This is a genomic window from Sphingobacterium sp. NPDC055346 (assembly GCF_053645235.1).
Map to the genome: position 1 here is coordinate 335629 of NZ_JBSHMI010000004.1, position 17833 is coordinate 353461.

Sequence of the window (17833 nt, forward strand, 5' to 3'; positions counted from 1 at the left end):
TTCAATATGTGGATCTTTTATGCATTACTATCGGCCTTATTTGCAGCATTGACTGCTATTTTCGCAAAAATCGGAGTCACTCAAATCAATTCCAACCTAGCAACAGCTATTCGAACTGTCATTGTATTATTTCTGATCTGGAGCATCGTGTTAGTCAAAGGCGAGCTGAAAGAAATTGCAAATATCTCAAAACAGAACATCTTATTTTTAATCTTATCAGGTATTGGAACCGGACTATCCTGGATATTCTATTTCAAAGCCCTGCAGATCGGCAATGTGTCTCAAGTTGCTGCAATTGATAAATTAAGCGTAGCCATTACTATTATCCTATCCATTATCTTATTAAAAGAGGCACTCACAGTGAAAACTGCAATGGGGGCAGGACTAATTATCTTAGGCACCTTGGTTCTTACCATGAAATAGCATTGGTTATTAAGGTATTATCAAGTGTAATTTCAAAAAATCAATCAAACTTGTTACAAAAAAATATTCAAATAATTAACTTATTGATTTTTAATTAATTAATAGATTTACTGACAGAAAGAGTTATTTTATCAAAACTTTAATTAATTCCCAAAATATGATGGGTCAGACAACCATTCATCGCGAAATAATTAGTTTTAACTAATATAAACCCCATATTTTCCAACTTTTACCAAAAAGGATTATATTCTTTTATTTATTAATCCAATTATCAGGTAGAGTATTATATTTTCTTAGTAATATTTCAATTTGTTTATAAATGTTAAAGTTTTTCTATATTTGACACAATCAATAATTATGAAATCAATAAGCCTTCACTTATTGAAAATGTTTAACAAATAGTATTACTAACAAAATTTATTTACGAACAACGAAGTATTATGAAACAAAGATTACTCAGCGTTATTCTGCTGTGCTTGCTATTCGTAGGAGTAGCAAATGCACAACTAAGGCAGGTAAGCGGTAAAGTGACTTCGGCCTCGGATGGCAACTCCTTAAGCGGGGTATCAATCCGTGTTGATGGAACGAATACTGCAACCCAGTCTGATGGTGATGGTAACTACACCATCGATGTATCTAGAGGAAATGCAACTCTTGTATTTTCTTATATTGGATATGCAACACAAAGAGTAGCAGTAGGTACCCAATCTACTGTAAATGTGCAATTAACCTCCTCTGACAACGAGCTTGAAGAAGTTATCGTAACGGCATTAGGGGTTAAAAGAGAAAAAAGAGAATTAGGCTATTCTGCTGAACAAGTAGATAGCAAAACCGTTAACAAAGCCAGTGCTGTAAACATCGCCAATGGTTTACAAGGTAAAGTTTCAGGATTGAATGTAACGACCTACAATTCTGGCGTTTTTGAAGATGTCCGCATCAATTTGCGCGGTATCAGATCATTGACAGGTAACAACAACCCTTTATTGGTATTGAATGGTGTGCAGATGGATATCAAATATCTTTCTTCCCTAAATCCAAATGATGTGGAAAATGTATCTGTGTTAAAAGGCGCTGCTGCTGCAGCAATCTATGGTCCTGATGCACGTAACGGGGTGATTTTGGTTAATACCAAGAGCGGATCTGAAAAAACTGACATTAATGTAAGCCACTCTACCCAATGGCAAAACATCTCCTTCTTTCCTAAATTGCAAAAACAATTCGGACAGGGTTACGATGGCATCATCGACCCAGTAGAGAACTGGTCATGGGGACCAGCTTACGATGGTCAAATAGTTGATATTGGTCCGCAATTACCTGATGGTAGCCAACAGACAACTCCATATGTAGGTACAGATGAACGCGAAAAATTCTACGACACAGGTGTCACTAATCAAACCAACGTATCTATAAACGCAAAAGACTTTTTCTTAAGTTTAGAAAACTCTGACATCAAAGGTATAGTACCTGGTGATAAAAACAGAAGAAATGGTATTCGCTTAAATGCAAAACGTGAATTTGGTATGTTCAGAGCAGGGGCTAACTTCAACTACTCGCAACAGAACTACAACACATTTAACCAATCAGGCCCAGAAGATTACTTCACAGCCCAAGGTACAGGTGGTAATGACGGTCTATTCAGCCAATTGATCAATACAGCTGCGCATATCCCCCTTACAAGCTATAAAGATTACAAAAACAATAAATTCGCGACTTACGAGAACTGGTTCACTAACTACGGCTTGAACCCATACTTTACCTTAGACAACTGGCGTACTTCTGGCAAAAAGCAGGATTTGATTACTAATATCGACCTTGGCTTAAAACCTTTCGATTGGTTAGACTTCACCTACCGTGCAAGTTTAACTTCTAGAGGAATTGCAGAACGCGATCTTACCGTAGGTAATAAATCTACACCTTTCGGTGAATCTCGTGGCAAGACCCCTATTCCTTCTTCATTAGAAGAATATAGCTATAACCAAACAATTTTAACCTCTGAATTTTTTGCTAATGTCACTAAACAAATCAATGATGATTTCAAATTCAACGGTATCTTAGGAACCTTTGTAAGACAGAATGAATACAGAGCGACAACTGTAGGTGCAGGCAACCTTGTAATACCAGAACTATATAACATCAGCATAAGGACCGGAAACTTAACCGGTAACTCCGACGGTTATAAAACAAGATTGTTTTCTACCTACGGAAGTGCTGGTTTTAATTACAAAAATTGGGCTAATTTAGAATTCACAGGCCGTTGGGACAAAACTTCAACATTAGCTCCAGGAAACAATTCATACTTTTACCCTGGAGTAAATGCTGCAGTAGTGGTTTCAGATGCTCTTGACATCACTTCTGATTTCTTTAATTATTTGAAAGTTAGAGGAGCTTGGACCAATACTGCCAATTCAGACATTAGCCCTTACTTTCTTGAAGCAACATTCTCTCAAGCCAATGGATTCCCATTTGGTGTAGTTTCTGGTTTGACTGCCAACAATGAATCTTACAATTACAACCTTAAACCAGAACGTATCAATACCACTGAAGCTGGTTTTGAATCAGGTTTCTGGAACAACAGATTAACGTTAGAAGCTACTTACTTCTTCTCGAAAAATACTGACCAAATTATCAGGGTGAGTACTTCAGAAGCTTCTGGTTATTCAAGAACAAATACCAATGCCGCTTCATTCAACAGCAAAGGTGTTGATTTTGACTTCAACTTATCTCCATTAATTAAATTTAATGATGGTGGTATCAGCTTCAGAGGAAATTTCCTATGGAACGATTCAGAAGTAACAAGCATCTACGAGGCTCAAGGATTGAACCAAAAAGAACTTGCTGTTGGCGGATATATTGCTGCAGGAAACTATGCAATCGTGGGTGAACCAGCATTTGTTATGCGCGGCACCGACTACGAGAGAGATGACCAAGGCCGCATCATTGTTAGTGAAGCTGATGGTCGCCCTTTCCAATCATCAACCAATGTAAACTTTGGAAGAACCCTTCCTAAATGGATAATCGGATTGAACCCATCTGTAAACTACAAAAACTTCAACCTTTCAGCGTTATTTGAATATAAAGGTGGCCACGTAACTTCATTCTTCGGATTAGGTTCTGCAATGGCATGGACCGGTGTATCTGAAGCTACAGCTTACAACAACCGCGAGCCTTTTATCCTTCCTAACTCTGTGATTGAAGATCCAAACAACCCAGGTTCATACATACCTAACACCACTGCAAAAATTGGTGAAAACGAACCTATTTACAACTACTATACAGGAGAATTCGGAAATACTGCATCTAATTTTATTGTAAGTGCAAACCATTGGAGATTTAGGGAACTGGCATTATCGTATGATATCCCTGAAGCATGGCTTTCAGCAAGACAGAAAACCCTGAAAGGTCTTTCTATCGCGCTTGTTGGAAGAAATTTAGCTTTATGGCTTCCTAAAGAAAACAAATTCATGGACCCTGATTTTGACAGCATGGCTTCTGATTATCCGAACGCTTATGGTAATGTCAATGACACTTCAAACCCACCTGTTAGAAATTTTGGATTTACAATAAATGCTAGGTTCTAATTTAATCGAGAAGAAAATGAAACAAAAAATATTATTGGCAGTACTAGCAACTTCTTTAGTACTGTCGGGTTGTAAAGATAGTTTCTTTGATATCAACACCAACCCAAACAGACCTACGATTGCCTCTGTCACTCCTCAGTACATCTTACCGATGGTATTGAAGCAGACAGCAACAAGAATGGGAACTCAATACTCCTTTGCAGCCTCATGGACCGGATATTATGGTCGCGGTGCTAGTTATGGACCAAGTTTACCTTTGGAAAACTACAGTATCACACCTGCATTTCAGCAAGCTCAATGGGCTAATAGTTCAACCACTTGGTTTGATGTCCTAAACGACGCCGAATTAATGGCTCAAAAAGCGGAAGAAACCAATGAAACATTTTTCTTAGGTGTATCCAAGGTAATTAAGGCTATTGGTTTTATGTACCTTGTTGATATGTACAATAACGTACCTTATAAAGACGCATTAAAAGGAGATGCAAATATTGCTCCCACATATGAAAAGGGACAAGACATCTATGCGGATTTACTTGTACAACTTGAGGAAGCCCGCCAAATTTTCAAGGCTAACCCCGAAATTTCAGATGCAACAGCGACAGCAGATGTCCTTTTTGGAGGCGATCTAACCATGTGGAGAAAGCTGGCAAATACCCAATCCCTTAAATTATTGATCCACCAATCAGAGTTTGCTCAAAACCCTACTGCTGAAATTGCAAAAATTACGGCTGATGGCAGCGGATTTATTGAAGCCGGTAATTCAGCCAATTTAACCTTGAGCTTTGCCAATAACGACGGCCAAGTAAACCCTGTCTATATGTCTTATGTAGCAGATCAAAGTGGAATTGAAACAGATGCATTCAATAGAGTAAGTGCATATTTATTAGATAGATATGTATCAAATAATGATATCCGTTATCAATACCTTTTCGATAAGGCTGATGATCCTGTAGATCCTACCATTGAATATGTAGGTGCAATTTTTGGCGGACCAACCGTTCAAGGATTGTATTCTGCGAACCAATCTAGAGTAGTTGGACCAGGTATCGTTTCTTCTGGTTCTGACCCAATGTGGTTCTTTACATCTGTGGAGAGCTTATTCCTTCAAGCAGAAGCAACTCAACGCGGCTGGCTAACTGGAAACGCTAAAACTACATATGAAAACGCCGTATCGGAATCCTTCAAATGGCTAAACGTCAGCAATGCACAAACAGAAGCAGACGACCTTCTTGCGGCTTCAGCTAATTGGGATAATGCAGCCAACAAATTGGAATTGATCATTAACCAAAAATATCTATCCCTTCCTAGTATCAACAACTTCGAAGCTTGGGTAGATTACAGAAGATTGGGATTCCCTACTGACGTTCCTCTATCTGCTAATCCTAATATTCAAGGACGTAAGATCCCGCTTCGTTTGATGTATCCTCAAAGTGAATACAGCTACAACAATGCAAATGTAACTGCTCAAGGAGACATCGATCCACAGACCAGCAAAATTTTCTGGGACGTGAATTAATTTGCACAACCAATCTGAGTTAATCAGATTAAGAGTATAAAAGAAGATCAGCAGTAACCAAATGGTTACTGCTGTTTTTTTTCATTCTTAGGGCAAGTAAATGCATGCTTCTCCCCTTCCTTATCCTTAGAATTTCCCTCCAAAAAGTCTGTTTTATCCCCGAATTAACTTACCTTTGGCAGATATTAAAAATTTAAGAATGAGCGACAACAAGATTATTCTTCCAGATCAGGCTTCTCAAGAGCAAAAACATGTACAGGTGAGAAAAATGTTCAATTCCATTTCCGGGAATTACGACAAACTCAACAAGGTCATTACTTTTGGCATGGAAAAAGGTTGGAAGAAAAATGTCTACAATCTTGTCGCAGCAAAAAGCCCCAATAAAATCTTGGACATTGCAACCGGAACCGGCGACATGCTCCTGCTTTTCGCAAATAGCAAAGCCTCGGAAATTATCGGAACGGATATTTCAGAAGGCATGCTGGCCGTAGCGGAAGAAAAAGTAAAACAATTGGGACTGGAAAACAGAATTAAACTAGATCAGCAAGACGCAGAGAACCTTGCCTTTCCAGACAATAATTTTGATGCCATCAGTATTACCTATGGAATCCGAAACTTTGAAAACCTGGACAAGTGCCTACAAGAGATATATCGTGTAACAGCAGCAGGTGGTCAACTTATCGTCCTTGAAACCTCCGTACCTCAAAATTTTATCCTGAAGTCAGGCCATTTAATCTATACCAAATGGGTAATGCCTTTATTGAGCCGTATGTTTAGCAAGGACAAAACCGCCTATAAATACCTTTCAAAATCCGCATTAAACTTCCCGTATGGCGAGGAACTAAAAAAACGCTTCGAACAAGCCGGATTCACCGACGTAAAGATAATGCCTCAATTTTTCGGTGCCTCAACCATTTACCAAGGGATAAAGAAATAAATCAGAAATAAAAGCTTCAAAAAAAGGATAGTGTCACAAAACACTATCCTTTTTTTATTGTTTAAAATATCAAATTTCTTAAATCAATTACATCACACTATTACAACCAAAAACCCCATTTCCCTGTCTAAATACTAAATACTAAATACTAAATACTAATCTGCCATGCATACCCTACTACCCTTTATCCTGGTATTAATACTTCTGATCGTATTTTTAACCATTTTCGCCAATCAGCTTAAAATAGCCTATCCTATTCTTTTGGTTTTGGCAGGTTTGGCCATTAGTTTTGTTCCGGGTCTGCCCCTCTTAAAGATAGACCCCGACCTTATCTTCTTTGTCTTTCTACCACCGCTCCTCTATGAAGCCGCATGGGGTGTCTCATTCAAGGAAATGAAAAAATGGTGGCGGATCATTGGAAGCTTTGCTTTTTTGGTGGTATTCTTCACCGCATTTCTAGTCGCCATCATATCCAATCAGATCATCCCAGGCTTCAGTTTGGCGTTAGGCTTTGTCCTAGGGGGAATTGTCTCCCCTCCAGATGCCGTCAGCACCGGGGCAATCACCAAATTCGTGAAGATCCCCAAATCAACAACTGCCATTCTAGAAGGCGAAAGCCTTTTGAACGACGCATCTTCCTTAATTATCTTCCGTTTTGCTCTGGTAGCAGTAGGAACGGGACAATTTATTTGGCAAGAGGCAGGAACGCAATTCCTATGGATGCTGTTTGGGGGAGTTGGCATTGGCCTTTTGGTGGCTCAGATCTTTATTTGGATACATAAACACCTGCGCACCGAAGCAGCATCTGATATTGCCCTGAGCTTGATCAGCCCCTACTTCATGTATTGGTTGGCAGAGCAGGCGCATTGTTCAGGAGTGCTCGCGGTTGTCGCAGGTGGTCTGTACATGTCCTCACAAAGGCTCAAGTACTTGGCAGCAAGCAGTCGGATCAAGGGGGCCTCCGTTTGGGAGAGCTTTGTATTTCTATTGAATGGAATGGTCTTTTTATTAATTGGACTGGACCTCCCCGAAATAGTGGCCGGAATTCGGGCTCATGGAACCCCGTTGGGAACAGCTATTGGCTACGGCATCATCATCACCATCGTATTAATTGCAGCTCGAATGATTTCAGCCTTTGCTGCCATGTTAGCAACCCTCATTTTTAGGCCCCAGATTGCACATCAACAACAGTTTAGTACCCGAAGATGGTATACTCCGCTATTGATGGGCTGGACAGGTATGCGCGGCGTGGTCTCCCTGGCTGCGGCTTTGGCCATCCCTTTAACCCTTCCCAACGGCGAAGCATTCCCACACCGGAACCTTATTTTGTTTATCACCTTTGTCGCCATCCTATTGACCTTGGTCATACAAGGACTCACCTTACCTTATTTGATTGCTAAAACCCAGCCCTTCAAAGGCTATAAAAATGAAGAAGAAATGGAAGAGGAAAATAGACGGAACATGAAGCTCGGACTAAAATCCCATGTCTACAATTTCGTCAAGGATAGATATGAAAACCAACATCAAGGCGACGCAGCCATGGAAAGGATCTTGAAGTATTGGGAAGATCAATCCAAAGTTCAAGAACACAGTTGGATGAATGGAGTAAGCAAGCAGACCTTACTGGAAATCTTCGCTGAACAAAGGATATATTTGACCAACTTAAACAAAGATGAAAAGTATGATGAGGAATTGATACGTCAGCAGATCTATCAAATTGACCTAGAAGAAGAAAGAATCATCTTGGTTTTCAAAAGCCATTTGCCATAATAAAAATAACAAAACAGCCCTTAAAGCGTTTATTAGGAAACAATAAAATCAAACTTATGCCGACATTGGAACAAAGAATTGAAGAATTAAACAGACAATTTGGATTTAGGGAACATCCCGAAGACTTTAACTTTGAACTGAACCCTGAACGCATTGCCTATAAAAATGAAGCCCTACGAACCAAAAACCGGGACTTATATGCTTCCTACCTTGCAGATAATTATCCAAGGGAAATGGATAGGGAATTAGCAGATTTTGACCAAAAAGCCAATAACTTAATCCAGGTTAGCAAAGATGAGGCTGAACAGCTTTTTGCCGACAATAAAATCAACATGCTAAAAAGTGACATTAGTTTCAAGGACCCTGAAGCCATTTTTCAGATGAAAAAAGTAAATGAAGAAGACCTCAACTGGCATTTAGAAGGCCATGAAACAGATTTACTGAATGGCAACTCCAGACCTTATGAAGCCCTGGAAGGCAAAAGCAATATCTGGCTTTTAAAATAAACCCTCCCCACCTTTCCATACTAAAATACGCACTTGATAAGTAAAATCCGCAACTACTGCGTAGTTGCGGATTTTACTTTGTTACAAAAGAAAATAATTCCAAAAAATTATTTTCATACCCACAATTCCTTAAAAACCACGATTATATCCTAATAAACCAAATAAAGCTTACTACATAAAAGTTAATTTTATTAACATAAATATATGTTGGTTATACATTTACTTATTTATTTAAACAATACAATATATTTTCGCTCACATTTTTAATTATTTAGTTAATAAACACACAACAACTATTTCTTTGCAAACAAATAGCATGGACCACAGCACTAACAAAAAGAAAGTTTATGTCAAGCCAATTATCCTCATCGAAGAATTCGAATTAGAGGAAGGGATTGCAGTTGGATCTTATAATATTAAGACAGGAGGACCTTCAAATGAACCAAAAGTAGAAGATTGGGACATGAACACAGATGGTAAATTCAAGAATTTTGATCTATAAATTCTTAAAAAAAACAATTAAGAACCAAGCTCAAATTAAACCAATACTTAATTTAACATGATAACAGTTAATAAGACCTATTTATTTCATGCTATTTTCCTGATTTTTATCTTAACTATACTAGCATGTAAAAAGCAAACTGGAGAAACAGAGAAACCTAATCCTTCCAAAGAAAATTCACTTCACTTTAGAATTCAAGGTGTCCAAGACATCAGTGAACCTGAATTGAATCATGATAATAGTAAAGCTTCAAATAGTGTTACAGCAAGGAGACGAAAGATTGCAGCAGAAAGTGAAATCGTAAGTTTAGATGGTATTGATGCCATTATGACGGTAACAGAGGAAATACCCAACCATTATCCAGATAAGATGGAAAAGAAATCCCTCACGGTAAAGAACAAACAGTCCAGAACTTCGGGCAATGGAAATTTTGCCCGCGCGATCTCCCAACTGAAAAATGGTGTGCGTTATAAAATTGTACTATATAAAGCAGATCCAAATGGCAAGCCAATCGAATTTGTTGACCAAGCTGATGGTCAGGTTGGTGGTACGGATGTTTCCATTGAAGCATACAGAAACACGAATTATCGATGGTATGCATATACGTACAACAACAACAGTCCTTTAGAAGTATTTACAGCAAATCAAAACAGCCTACCAGTTAAACCTTCTGGAAACAATAATTTATTGAGGCAGGACTTTGCTTATGCTACTGGCCTCATAACTACTGGCAATGTCATCGATGGCAGTAGCAGCATCAACAACATTGTCTTGACCAGGAAAACCGCGCAGATCATAGTTGAAATTAACTCTAGGGGCATGTTCGGCGCAATAGCTTATGCCAGCCCTCGATTCAAGGACAACTCAGGTCTTAGCAGAGCTGATTTCAGATTAATCGATAGCAGTTACCAGAACCCAAGTAATATGATCAGTGCATTCAATGTCTATAACCATCATGGTTCTGGTTTTTCTGTACCAGTGGGAACTGATTCTGTTCCAGAAGCAGATTGGAAAAGAAGATACACCTTTTATACAGTTGCTAATGGAACTGCACCTGTAAACTTGGTTGTTTCTTTGGACACCCTTAAAATAAAAAGCGAGCGACTTTCTGAATATGGTGACAACCCTTATTATTTAGAAAGAGAGTTTTATAATCGTGCATTCAGTTTCCCAAATTTTATCCCTCAACCTGGAAAAAGTTATTTTATTTCAATCAAATTGGTTGAATCTGCTATTCCAATTGGTAATACCATGTGGGCTAGAGCAAATGTGTACCGAAATATTAAAAGCCCTAGACTACCTGGCAATTATTATGAATACAGATTCCGATATGACAACCCTATTTTCAATTCGACCGATGATGTCCCCCACATGACCGATATGTTTACCAATGATATCTACAATATAGGTGGCAAGAACATCTGTGAAAGAATCTATCCAGAAGGAGTTTGGGATTTACCAACAAGAGATGATTTCAATCAATTGGATGATTATTCCAACAAAGAGTTACAGACTGTAGGCTTAAATTGGTATACGAGAATAATCCCACAAAATCCTACATCCTTATCAATCGGATATGTTGATGGGTATCTTAATTTTGTTCCAATGGGTTATAAAAGAATCAGTACAGAAGGATTTAGCCAATATTTCCCTAACAGTTTAAACTTTATGCAAACAAAAGGCTATTGGAGAACCAAGGAAGCTGCTGTATTTGCACAGTTCAATTATAGTCTCATGTCCAGAAATTATATCAATACCGGAAATTATACAGCGACTTGGAATGCTTGCATCCGTTGTGTCAGAAAAAAAGGTTAATCACCGATTTTTTCCAAAAATATCCGATCTAGCTCAAATTCATTACCTTTCTCTCCCTGCTTCCGGACGTGAAAGGTAATGGAATTGGTTTGTTTCGTGATCTTAATAGTTCCCATTTCTACCTTCTCATTCAATTTCTCATGGGCAGCTTGGCTTGACTTCCAATCTGCAATTAGCTTTTGCCTTTGCCAAATGGCGAATTCAGCCCCATTTTTCTTCTCAAAATAGGAAATCGACAATTTATACTCCCCTTCTGGAACATCAGTGAGCATAACTCGAACGGTATGATGCCCATCAGAACGCATCCTTAATCCACGGTCTTGCTTGACTTCTGCCCCACCACCAAGTGTTACTTCCATCAACTGTGGGAAATACTCATGAACCGTTGGCAAATAAACCTGACGAAGTACATCTGTAGGCTCAATTTTTGAACGCAAAGGTTGGGCAGCATAATACATGGCGATAGATGTATAATCCACTGGAAACTCATTACCTTCTGGACCATGCTCGATAACATGGTCAATCTCCTTTTCAAAAGGCATTTTATCCGTCATGAAAAAACGATAGGCCCCTGTCCTTCCCATTGGCAAACTATAATCCAGTGATCCATGGATGGGCAAACTTATCCCACGGTCCCATCTGTCCAACAAAGCATACCAACCCCCATTATAATAATCTTCTGAACCTGTTCCATGCAACCTTTGTTTCCCATCGATATGGGTAACATCATCCCCCTCAAAGAACAAGGTCATGCCCTGCCTTAAGCCTTGAGCCAGATGAATGGTCCCTACATAATGACCCTTTCCATTAGTTTTTAAAAATTCATAATATTTACCTGTCTCTGGCTTTTCCCTTCGCCATACCGCATAAAACTTCCCTTCTTTCTCCTTTTCTCTTGCCTCATCTGTATAGTAAACCTTAGTTTTGATTGATATGGGCGCTTGTTCCAGATTGGCTCTTTTCTTATAGACCATTTTCAGTTCAGCAGATCGGTCAAAAGGCATAGGCATATAGCTATAGTTTAGGTTTCCCTTACTCCCCATTAATAGACCCCGCATAGCTTTTTTACCATAGGCATATCCAAAGAAATCAGCAACCGGAGCATAAACAGCTTCAATTTTTTCATCATCCCATTTTGCAGACAATACAATATCTTTTTCCATCCCTTCAAATGATGTGCCTGCATCCACTTCCAGCCCAACAATCCTTCCACCCTTATTTGCTTTAAAAAAGTCAAGTTCTTCACCCGGGTTGATTACAAATGTCTTTTCTACGACCTGAATACCCGCTGACTTGCCTTTAGCAAATAGATCGGCACCTGGATCCATACCCGTATAAATTTTACTTAGCTCTTCAATCTTGGCCTTTTCGATTGGCGAATAGTTCCCGGTATAAGATTCAACTTTTCTATCAGGCATTTGCCTATTCTGGATCTGTAAGAACAGGATTTTCTCCCCTTCAAAAACTATTTTCAACGACTTCTTATAAGGAATGGGAAGATAGGTAAAATAGCCCCCGACCTCATTCCCAGAAATTCCCTTCACAAATGGAAAAACATTCCCTGAAAAAAGATCTGAAAAACGGATCCTCAACCTAGCTTCTTTTTCACCATCAAAATAGAAGGCCAGGGTATCATCGGTTGGGGTCGGTGTCCAAATTCTATTGACAACACCCGATCCCTTAAAATCTGCAATGACCAAATGATTCCCTTCTTTTCGGATAAAAGAATAGGCTCCTCCAAATCCATCATCGTTTTTACCTGTCCGATCATAACTTGATATTTGTTCAATATATTCGCCGGTCCTATAGGATGGAAGTAAATCAGGACGGATTAAATTATCCAACTCCTCAACAAAACTATACGGTGATTTTTGCGGAAATGCCGGATGACTGTTTAAAACAATAAAAGTAATGGCCAAAATTGACAGGTAATAAGCTCTTTTCATGGCAATGGATTTTGAAAATTAAACTGCTGTTTATAAAGGTATTAAACGTTTAAGCTACTCTAAGATAAAGAAAATAACATAAATTAGACCCTCTTTCCAGAATAGCAATTCGTCAAGATTGTACTTAATTGTACGGAATCTGGATACAAAAACGCCATTTTACCTTTTAGGATAGAATGGCGTTTTTATATGTTTTAATAAGTTAAGGACAGTTCAGTAAATACTGCTTTTTTATTGGAACCACCTTTGACTTGCAGGCCTGGCCTTGGACTACGGTCCCAAGGTGCAAGTTCCTTAAGGTTAAAGCTGCTTGCATCGTTTATTTCCATAACTTTCCAAATATCTTCTTGAACTGAAAAGGATGCCGTACAGCTAAGATCATCTTTTGTCTGAAGCCTTAGGGAAATTTCTTTCGTATTCCCTGGAATTTCTTGGCTAGAAAGGATCTTGTATTCCTCCCCACTTGCCTGCCATACTATAACTTTCTTTCCTTGAACAGATAGACCAAGAGCACGATCTTTATCTCCATAGATCACTACCCCTTTCAGAAGTTCTTGATCCGACTTCAATAAATCCAATTTGGCAGTTAGGTCGTATTTCTTGCTAGCAGGCCTCCAAGTTAACACAGACCCAACTTCATTTGCTTTTATCTCAGCAGCAGATAGTTCCAAGCCCGTTGAATTCAATTCTATTTTAGGAATAGCATTCCTAAAATCCCATTGCCCAAACAAAGCTGATCGTTTAATATTCTTGAAATCCAAACTGAAACTTGATGTTCCATCTTCACTATCATTTTTTATGAAATCAAAAACAGGCTTATTTTGATCTGACCATTCCAACTTTGCCAATAAACCTTGCCTTCCAGTAAAGACCGTCCCATCTTGGCTATAACCATGAAATAGGTAATAATAATCTCCTTTTTTGTCGGTCACAAAAGTACCATGACCCATGCATTTCCATCTTTCGTTGCTTCCTAATAGCACAGACTCACCTACATCTTCATATGGTCCTCTAATAGTTTTTGAGCGAACCGCCTGTACATGGTAATCACATCCTGGACCGCAGCATGCTCCAGCAGAATAAAACATATAGTAATACCCATCTTTCTTAATAAAACTCTGCCCCTCTATACCAATTTTTGCAGTATCTTGTAATATAGAAAATGGTTCGCCCTCAAGCTTCATACCGTCCGCTGAAAGTTTACTGCCCAATAACTCTATAGGTCGCTTATCAAGACCATAGGCTTTCCAGGTCATGTAAAGATCCTTACCATCCCTGACAACAAATGCATCGATAGACTCGGTTCCATAATCTACAACAATCCCTTGATCGACAAAACCTCGATCCGGAAATTTGGAAGTTGCAACCCCGATACAGGAAACTCCATCTGACTTACGCTTTGCGGAGTAATACACGTAGAAAGTCCCATTCTGATAAAAGTATTCTGGTGCCCAAAAGGAAGATGCAATCCAGTCAGGAGTTTTTTCAAAAACAAAACCCACCTGTTTCCATTCCCTTAAATCTGTCGAGGTGTAAATGGGCAAATGGGGAGCCCACTCACTGGAAGTTCCCACTGCATAATATTTTCCATTGGCTGATATGACGCTAGGGTCTGCAAAATCACCAACTATTCTTGCTTGGTTCTGTGCCCTTAATGGCGAAGAAATGAAAACAGCAACAATCAGGAAAATACCTGCTAATATTCTTTGAAAAGTTAGTTCGTAATTCATAAGGTTTGTATTGATTAACTGCAAAATAGCAAATAATTCACAGCCAATCAAGGCTTAGCTAAATTGTTTAAGCCATCTATATATGAATGCAATGAAAGATTATTATTGAACGCAATTTCCGCATCCAAATTGTAGCTTGCGGAATCTCCGTAATCCTTTTTTTACATCCTAAATACAATTAATGCCCTAAAAATTGGTTTATTTATTAAACACATAAAAATCATGCTAAGTAAAATTATCAAGGAAGAAACTAAAGGGTCTCACCAAAGGCTAGAAGCTAAAATGGTTAGAATAATCAAAAAAATTAAAACTGAAGCTGAATATGCGACCTTTTTAAAAAGTTTCTACGCTTATTTCCATGCCGTAGAACAAGAAACCGGAAAATTCATTAACACCGAAATATTACCTGACAAAGCCTTGCGCAGAGATTCTTCCTATATTCTAGCAGACATCCAAAGCCTTGGGTTCGATTTAAGCAGCCTACCTCCAGCAGAAGCGCCCAAAGTTGAAAATAAATTGCAGGCATTAAGTTCATTCTATGTATTAGAAGGATCCATCATGGGCGGCCCATATATCGTTCAAATGTTAAAGAAAAATGGCATCACAAAAGGCTTTTCATTTTTCGAAGGCTATGGGGATCAAAGTCAAGAAATGTGGAAAAAATACACTGATGCATTGAACAAATTTGCTTCAGACCCTTCTCAAGAAAAGTCAGCAATTGATATTGCCAATCAAACATTTGATAATTTTGAGGAAGTTTTTATGGCTGAAATAGAAAAATAGCGAATAAATAGAACAGTCTTAGAACAGGTATTTTTGGTATATTTATTTTTACATCTTTATCTTTTAACCATGTAAACAATTTACCCATGGAACTCTTCAAAACTTTAAAAAGAGAAGACCTCAAAAGACTATTCGATAATTTTTATCAGTATAGAGATAAAGTCTTACAATTTAGGGACTATACAAACCAAGTCATTGAAGTCCCTAAAGCTGACCCTGATACTTTCAGAAAAGTTTCGGGATTTTTTGCTGACAAAAACCATGTCTATCGAGAATGCCTACAAGTTGATTCCCCTGCAAATACCATTGTTAATGCCTACGGACACCGAATGAACAACCCCGAAGCAAAATGGCAGATTGTAATAGTGGATGGCCTGGACGGCAAGTCATTTAATTATATCCAAGATAAATACGACACCGTTTATTGGAAAGATAAAAACGGAATATACATCAGAAAAGATGGAAACCTGAATGCACTAGTAAATGTGGACCCTAAATCTTTTCAATATCTTAATTTTCTGTATGGAAAGGACGATCGACATATCTATTATGAAGACCAGATCCTTCCAATCGACGTTGATGATTATTCCCTGGATCAATGGGGTTTTATTAAAGATCAATTCCGAATTTTTCATTACGATTTCGAGATTGGATTAGACCCCCAATCATTTGAAGTGGAATACTATAACCTCATCAAACAGCCCATCATACTATTGGACAAAAATGGAAAATATGAATACACTCGCTCTATCCAAAATGATTCAAAAATTATAAAGCAAGAAAGTTAATCGACTAAATCCATTAGAATGGCTAAATTCGCAACTCTATAAACAAAGCAAAAAATGAGCGATCCAAATTCTAGAAGCAACATCAAACCGGGTATCTTGGTTAATATTATCCTAAAAAAAGACCAAGGATCTGGAAATCTCACCGAAGGAATTGTGAAAGATATCCTTACTTCTGCTCCCTACCATAGCCGGGGAATCAAAGTTAGGCTCACTGATGGCCAGATTGGTAGAGTCGCTGAAATTATCGACGAAGACTAAATAGCGCTTTCTAACAACAACGTGACAATTAAATTCGTTTAGCCAACTTTTATTGGTTATGTTTGCCTCTTTTTGGCACAAAGGCCGGTGATTTATTTATTCTCGCCAGCCTTTCCTATAGAATAAAGAGCATCATGATCGCAGATTTAGAAGATAAACAGATAAAAGAAATCTACAGAACCTCTATTATCCAACAGACCGCTTATTGGTCTGAAGTCAAGAAAATGCAAGGGGTTCAAAGCGTAGCCTATAACTTTAAGGTAAAGTCATCCGATTTGTTCAATCATCCAGCTGATGACACCTATATCATTGGCGACCTGCTGATCATCATTCAGCACCTTGATGCCGATCACTGTATTGCCTATGTTCCTTATGGCCCTGAAATTGAACCAGAGGCTGAAAACCAAGGCTATTTCCTGGAACAACTTTCCGAAAGCCTCAGAAGTTATCTTCCCCCATCCTGTATCATGATCCGATATGACCTATCATGGGAATCCTTATGGGCAAAAGAAGATGATTGCTATGACATTCATGGAAACTGGATCGGTGTTCCAGAAAAAAGAATTCAAGAACTAAGGTTTAACTTCAATACTGAAAATTGGAATCTTCGTAAAGCTAATACAGATATTCTCCCTTCCAATACGATCTTCATGGATCTCAAAAAAAATGAAGAAGATATCTTGGCTAACATGAAGTCCAAGACCCGTTATAATATCAATCTCTCAAAAAGAAAAGGTGTAGAAATCCGATCCTTAGGCATAGAAAACCTAGATGTTTGGTATGAACTTTATCGCCAAACAGCGCAGAGAAACAACTTCTTCCTGCATGACATCAACTATTTTAAGGTGGTTTTAAGCGCTCGGGCTAATGATACCCAATCACCTGCGCAGGTATTTCTCTTGGTCGCTCAAGTAGATGAACAACCTCTTGCAGCCATGTTTTTAGTCCTTGCGGGCAATAGAGGAACTTACCTCTACGGTGCTTCTGCTACCGAAAACAGAAATTATATGGCCACTTATGCACTGCAATGGAAAGCAATGCAGTTAGCTAAAGAAAATGGCTGTACTGAATATGACTTCTTTGGAATATCCCCGCAAGCGGATGAATCACATCCTATGTATGGATTATATCGATTCAAATCAGGTTTTGGCGGACAAGTGTATCACCGGATGGGTTGTTGGGACTACCCTCTGAATAAAGAAAAATACAACTATTATGCTTCCATGGAATTTCAAAACCAAAGCTATCACCTCAACTAAAAAAATAAAATTGGCAGTCCAA

At 38.5% G+C, this 17833-nt stretch carries 14 protein-coding genes; 12 read left to right on the top strand and 2 right to left on the bottom strand.

Features of this window, described 5'->3' with window-relative positions; genetic code table 11:
- Positions 1 to 6 precede the first annotated feature (6 nt).
- The 8 genes from ACWICE_RS10490 (at position 7) to ACWICE_RS10525 (ending at position 11047) form a co-directional block, all read left to right on the top strand.
- Positions 7 to 423: an EamA family transporter gene (locus ACWICE_RS10490; protein WP_454298334.1), complete on the top strand. Its 417-nt coding sequence runs from the start codon at positions 7 to 9 to the stop codon at positions 421 to 423.
- 440 nt (positions 424 to 863) lie between these two features.
- Positions 864 to 4001, top strand: coding sequence for a SusC/RagA family TonB-linked outer membrane protein (locus ACWICE_RS10495; protein ID WP_454298335.1), 3138 nt, complete (start codon positions 864 to 866; stop codon positions 3999 to 4001).
- A gap of 16 nt (positions 4002 to 4017) precedes the next feature.
- Positions 4018 to 5517, top strand: coding sequence for a SusD/RagB family nutrient-binding outer membrane lipoprotein (locus ACWICE_RS10500; RefSeq protein ID WP_254527625.1), 1500 nt, complete (start codon positions 4018 to 4020; stop codon positions 5515 to 5517).
- Positions 5518 to 5716: 199 nt separating this feature from the next.
- A complete protein-coding gene (gene ubiE, locus ACWICE_RS10505) occupies positions 5717 to 6454 on the top strand; it encodes a bifunctional demethylmenaquinone methyltransferase/2-methoxy-6-polyprenyl-1,4-benzoquinol methylase UbiE (RefSeq protein ID WP_185216776.1) in 738 nt (245 codons plus the stop codon).
- Positions 6455 to 6619: 165 nt separating this feature from the next.
- Complete coding sequence (locus ACWICE_RS10510; RefSeq protein WP_185212556.1) at positions 6620 to 8224, top strand: Na+/H+ antiporter; 1605 nt, start codon at positions 6620 to 6622, stop codon at positions 8222 to 8224.
- 56 nt (positions 8225 to 8280) lie between these two features.
- Positions 8281 to 8730 carry a hypothetical protein gene (locus tag ACWICE_RS10515; protein WP_254527626.1) on the top strand — a complete coding sequence of 150 codons (450 nt, stop codon included), beginning with the start codon at positions 8281 to 8283 and terminating at the stop codon, positions 8728 to 8730.
- A 316-nt stretch (positions 8731 to 9046) separates the two neighbouring features.
- Positions 9047 to 9232 carry a hypothetical protein gene (locus tag ACWICE_RS10520; RefSeq protein ID WP_185216778.1) on the top strand — a complete coding sequence of 62 codons (186 nt, stop codon included), beginning with the start codon at positions 9047 to 9049 and terminating at the stop codon, positions 9230 to 9232.
- 57 nt (positions 9233 to 9289) lie between these two features.
- Positions 9290 to 11047 carry a hypothetical protein gene (locus ACWICE_RS10525; RefSeq protein WP_313259763.1) on the top strand — a complete coding sequence of 586 codons (1758 nt, stop codon included), beginning with the start codon at positions 9290 to 9292 and terminating at the stop codon, positions 11045 to 11047.
- Here the strand turns inward: ACWICE_RS10525 and ACWICE_RS10530 are convergent.
- Positions 11044 to 12993 carry a glycoside hydrolase family 172 protein gene (locus ACWICE_RS10530; protein WP_454298336.1) on the bottom strand — a complete coding sequence of 650 codons (1950 nt, stop codon included), beginning with the start codon at positions 12991 to 12993 and terminating at the stop codon, positions 11044 to 11046. The genes ACWICE_RS10525 and ACWICE_RS10530 overlap by 4 nt on opposite strands.
- Before the next feature lie 194 nt (positions 12994 to 13187).
- Positions 13188 to 14723 carry a glycoside hydrolase family 43 protein gene (locus ACWICE_RS10535; RefSeq protein WP_454298337.1) on the bottom strand — a complete coding sequence of 512 codons (1536 nt, stop codon included), beginning with the start codon at positions 14721 to 14723 and terminating at the stop codon, positions 13188 to 13190.
- Between the two features lie 222 nt (positions 14724 to 14945).
- On the opposite strand from ACWICE_RS10535, the gene ACWICE_RS10540 reads away from it, so the two are divergent.
- The 4 genes from ACWICE_RS10540 to ACWICE_RS10555 all read left to right on the top strand — a co-directional run bounded on the left by ACWICE_RS10540 (position 14946) and on the right by ACWICE_RS10555 (position 17811).
- The gene (locus ACWICE_RS10540; protein WP_454298338.1) at positions 14946 to 15506 is read left to right on the top strand and encodes a biliverdin-producing heme oxygenase; all 561 of its coding nucleotides are present in this window, start codon (positions 14946 to 14948) and stop codon (positions 15504 to 15506) included.
- 86 nt (positions 15507 to 15592) lie between these two features.
- Entirely contained in the window at positions 15593 to 16294 is a 702-nt protein-coding gene (locus ACWICE_RS10545; RefSeq protein ID WP_454298339.1) for a DKNYY domain-containing protein, read from the top strand.
- 54 nt (positions 16295 to 16348) lie between these two features.
- On the top strand, positions 16349 to 16552 hold the full coding sequence (locus tag ACWICE_RS10550; protein ID WP_454298340.1) for a YwbE family protein: 204 nt from the start codon (positions 16349 to 16351) through the stop codon (positions 16550 to 16552).
- A gap of 134 nt (positions 16553 to 16686) precedes the next feature.
- The gene (locus tag ACWICE_RS10555; RefSeq protein WP_185212564.1) at positions 16687 to 17811 is read left to right on the top strand and encodes a lipid II:glycine glycyltransferase FemX; all 1125 of its coding nucleotides are present in this window, start codon (positions 16687 to 16689) and stop codon (positions 17809 to 17811) included.
- Positions 17812 to 17833 lie beyond the last annotated feature (22 nt).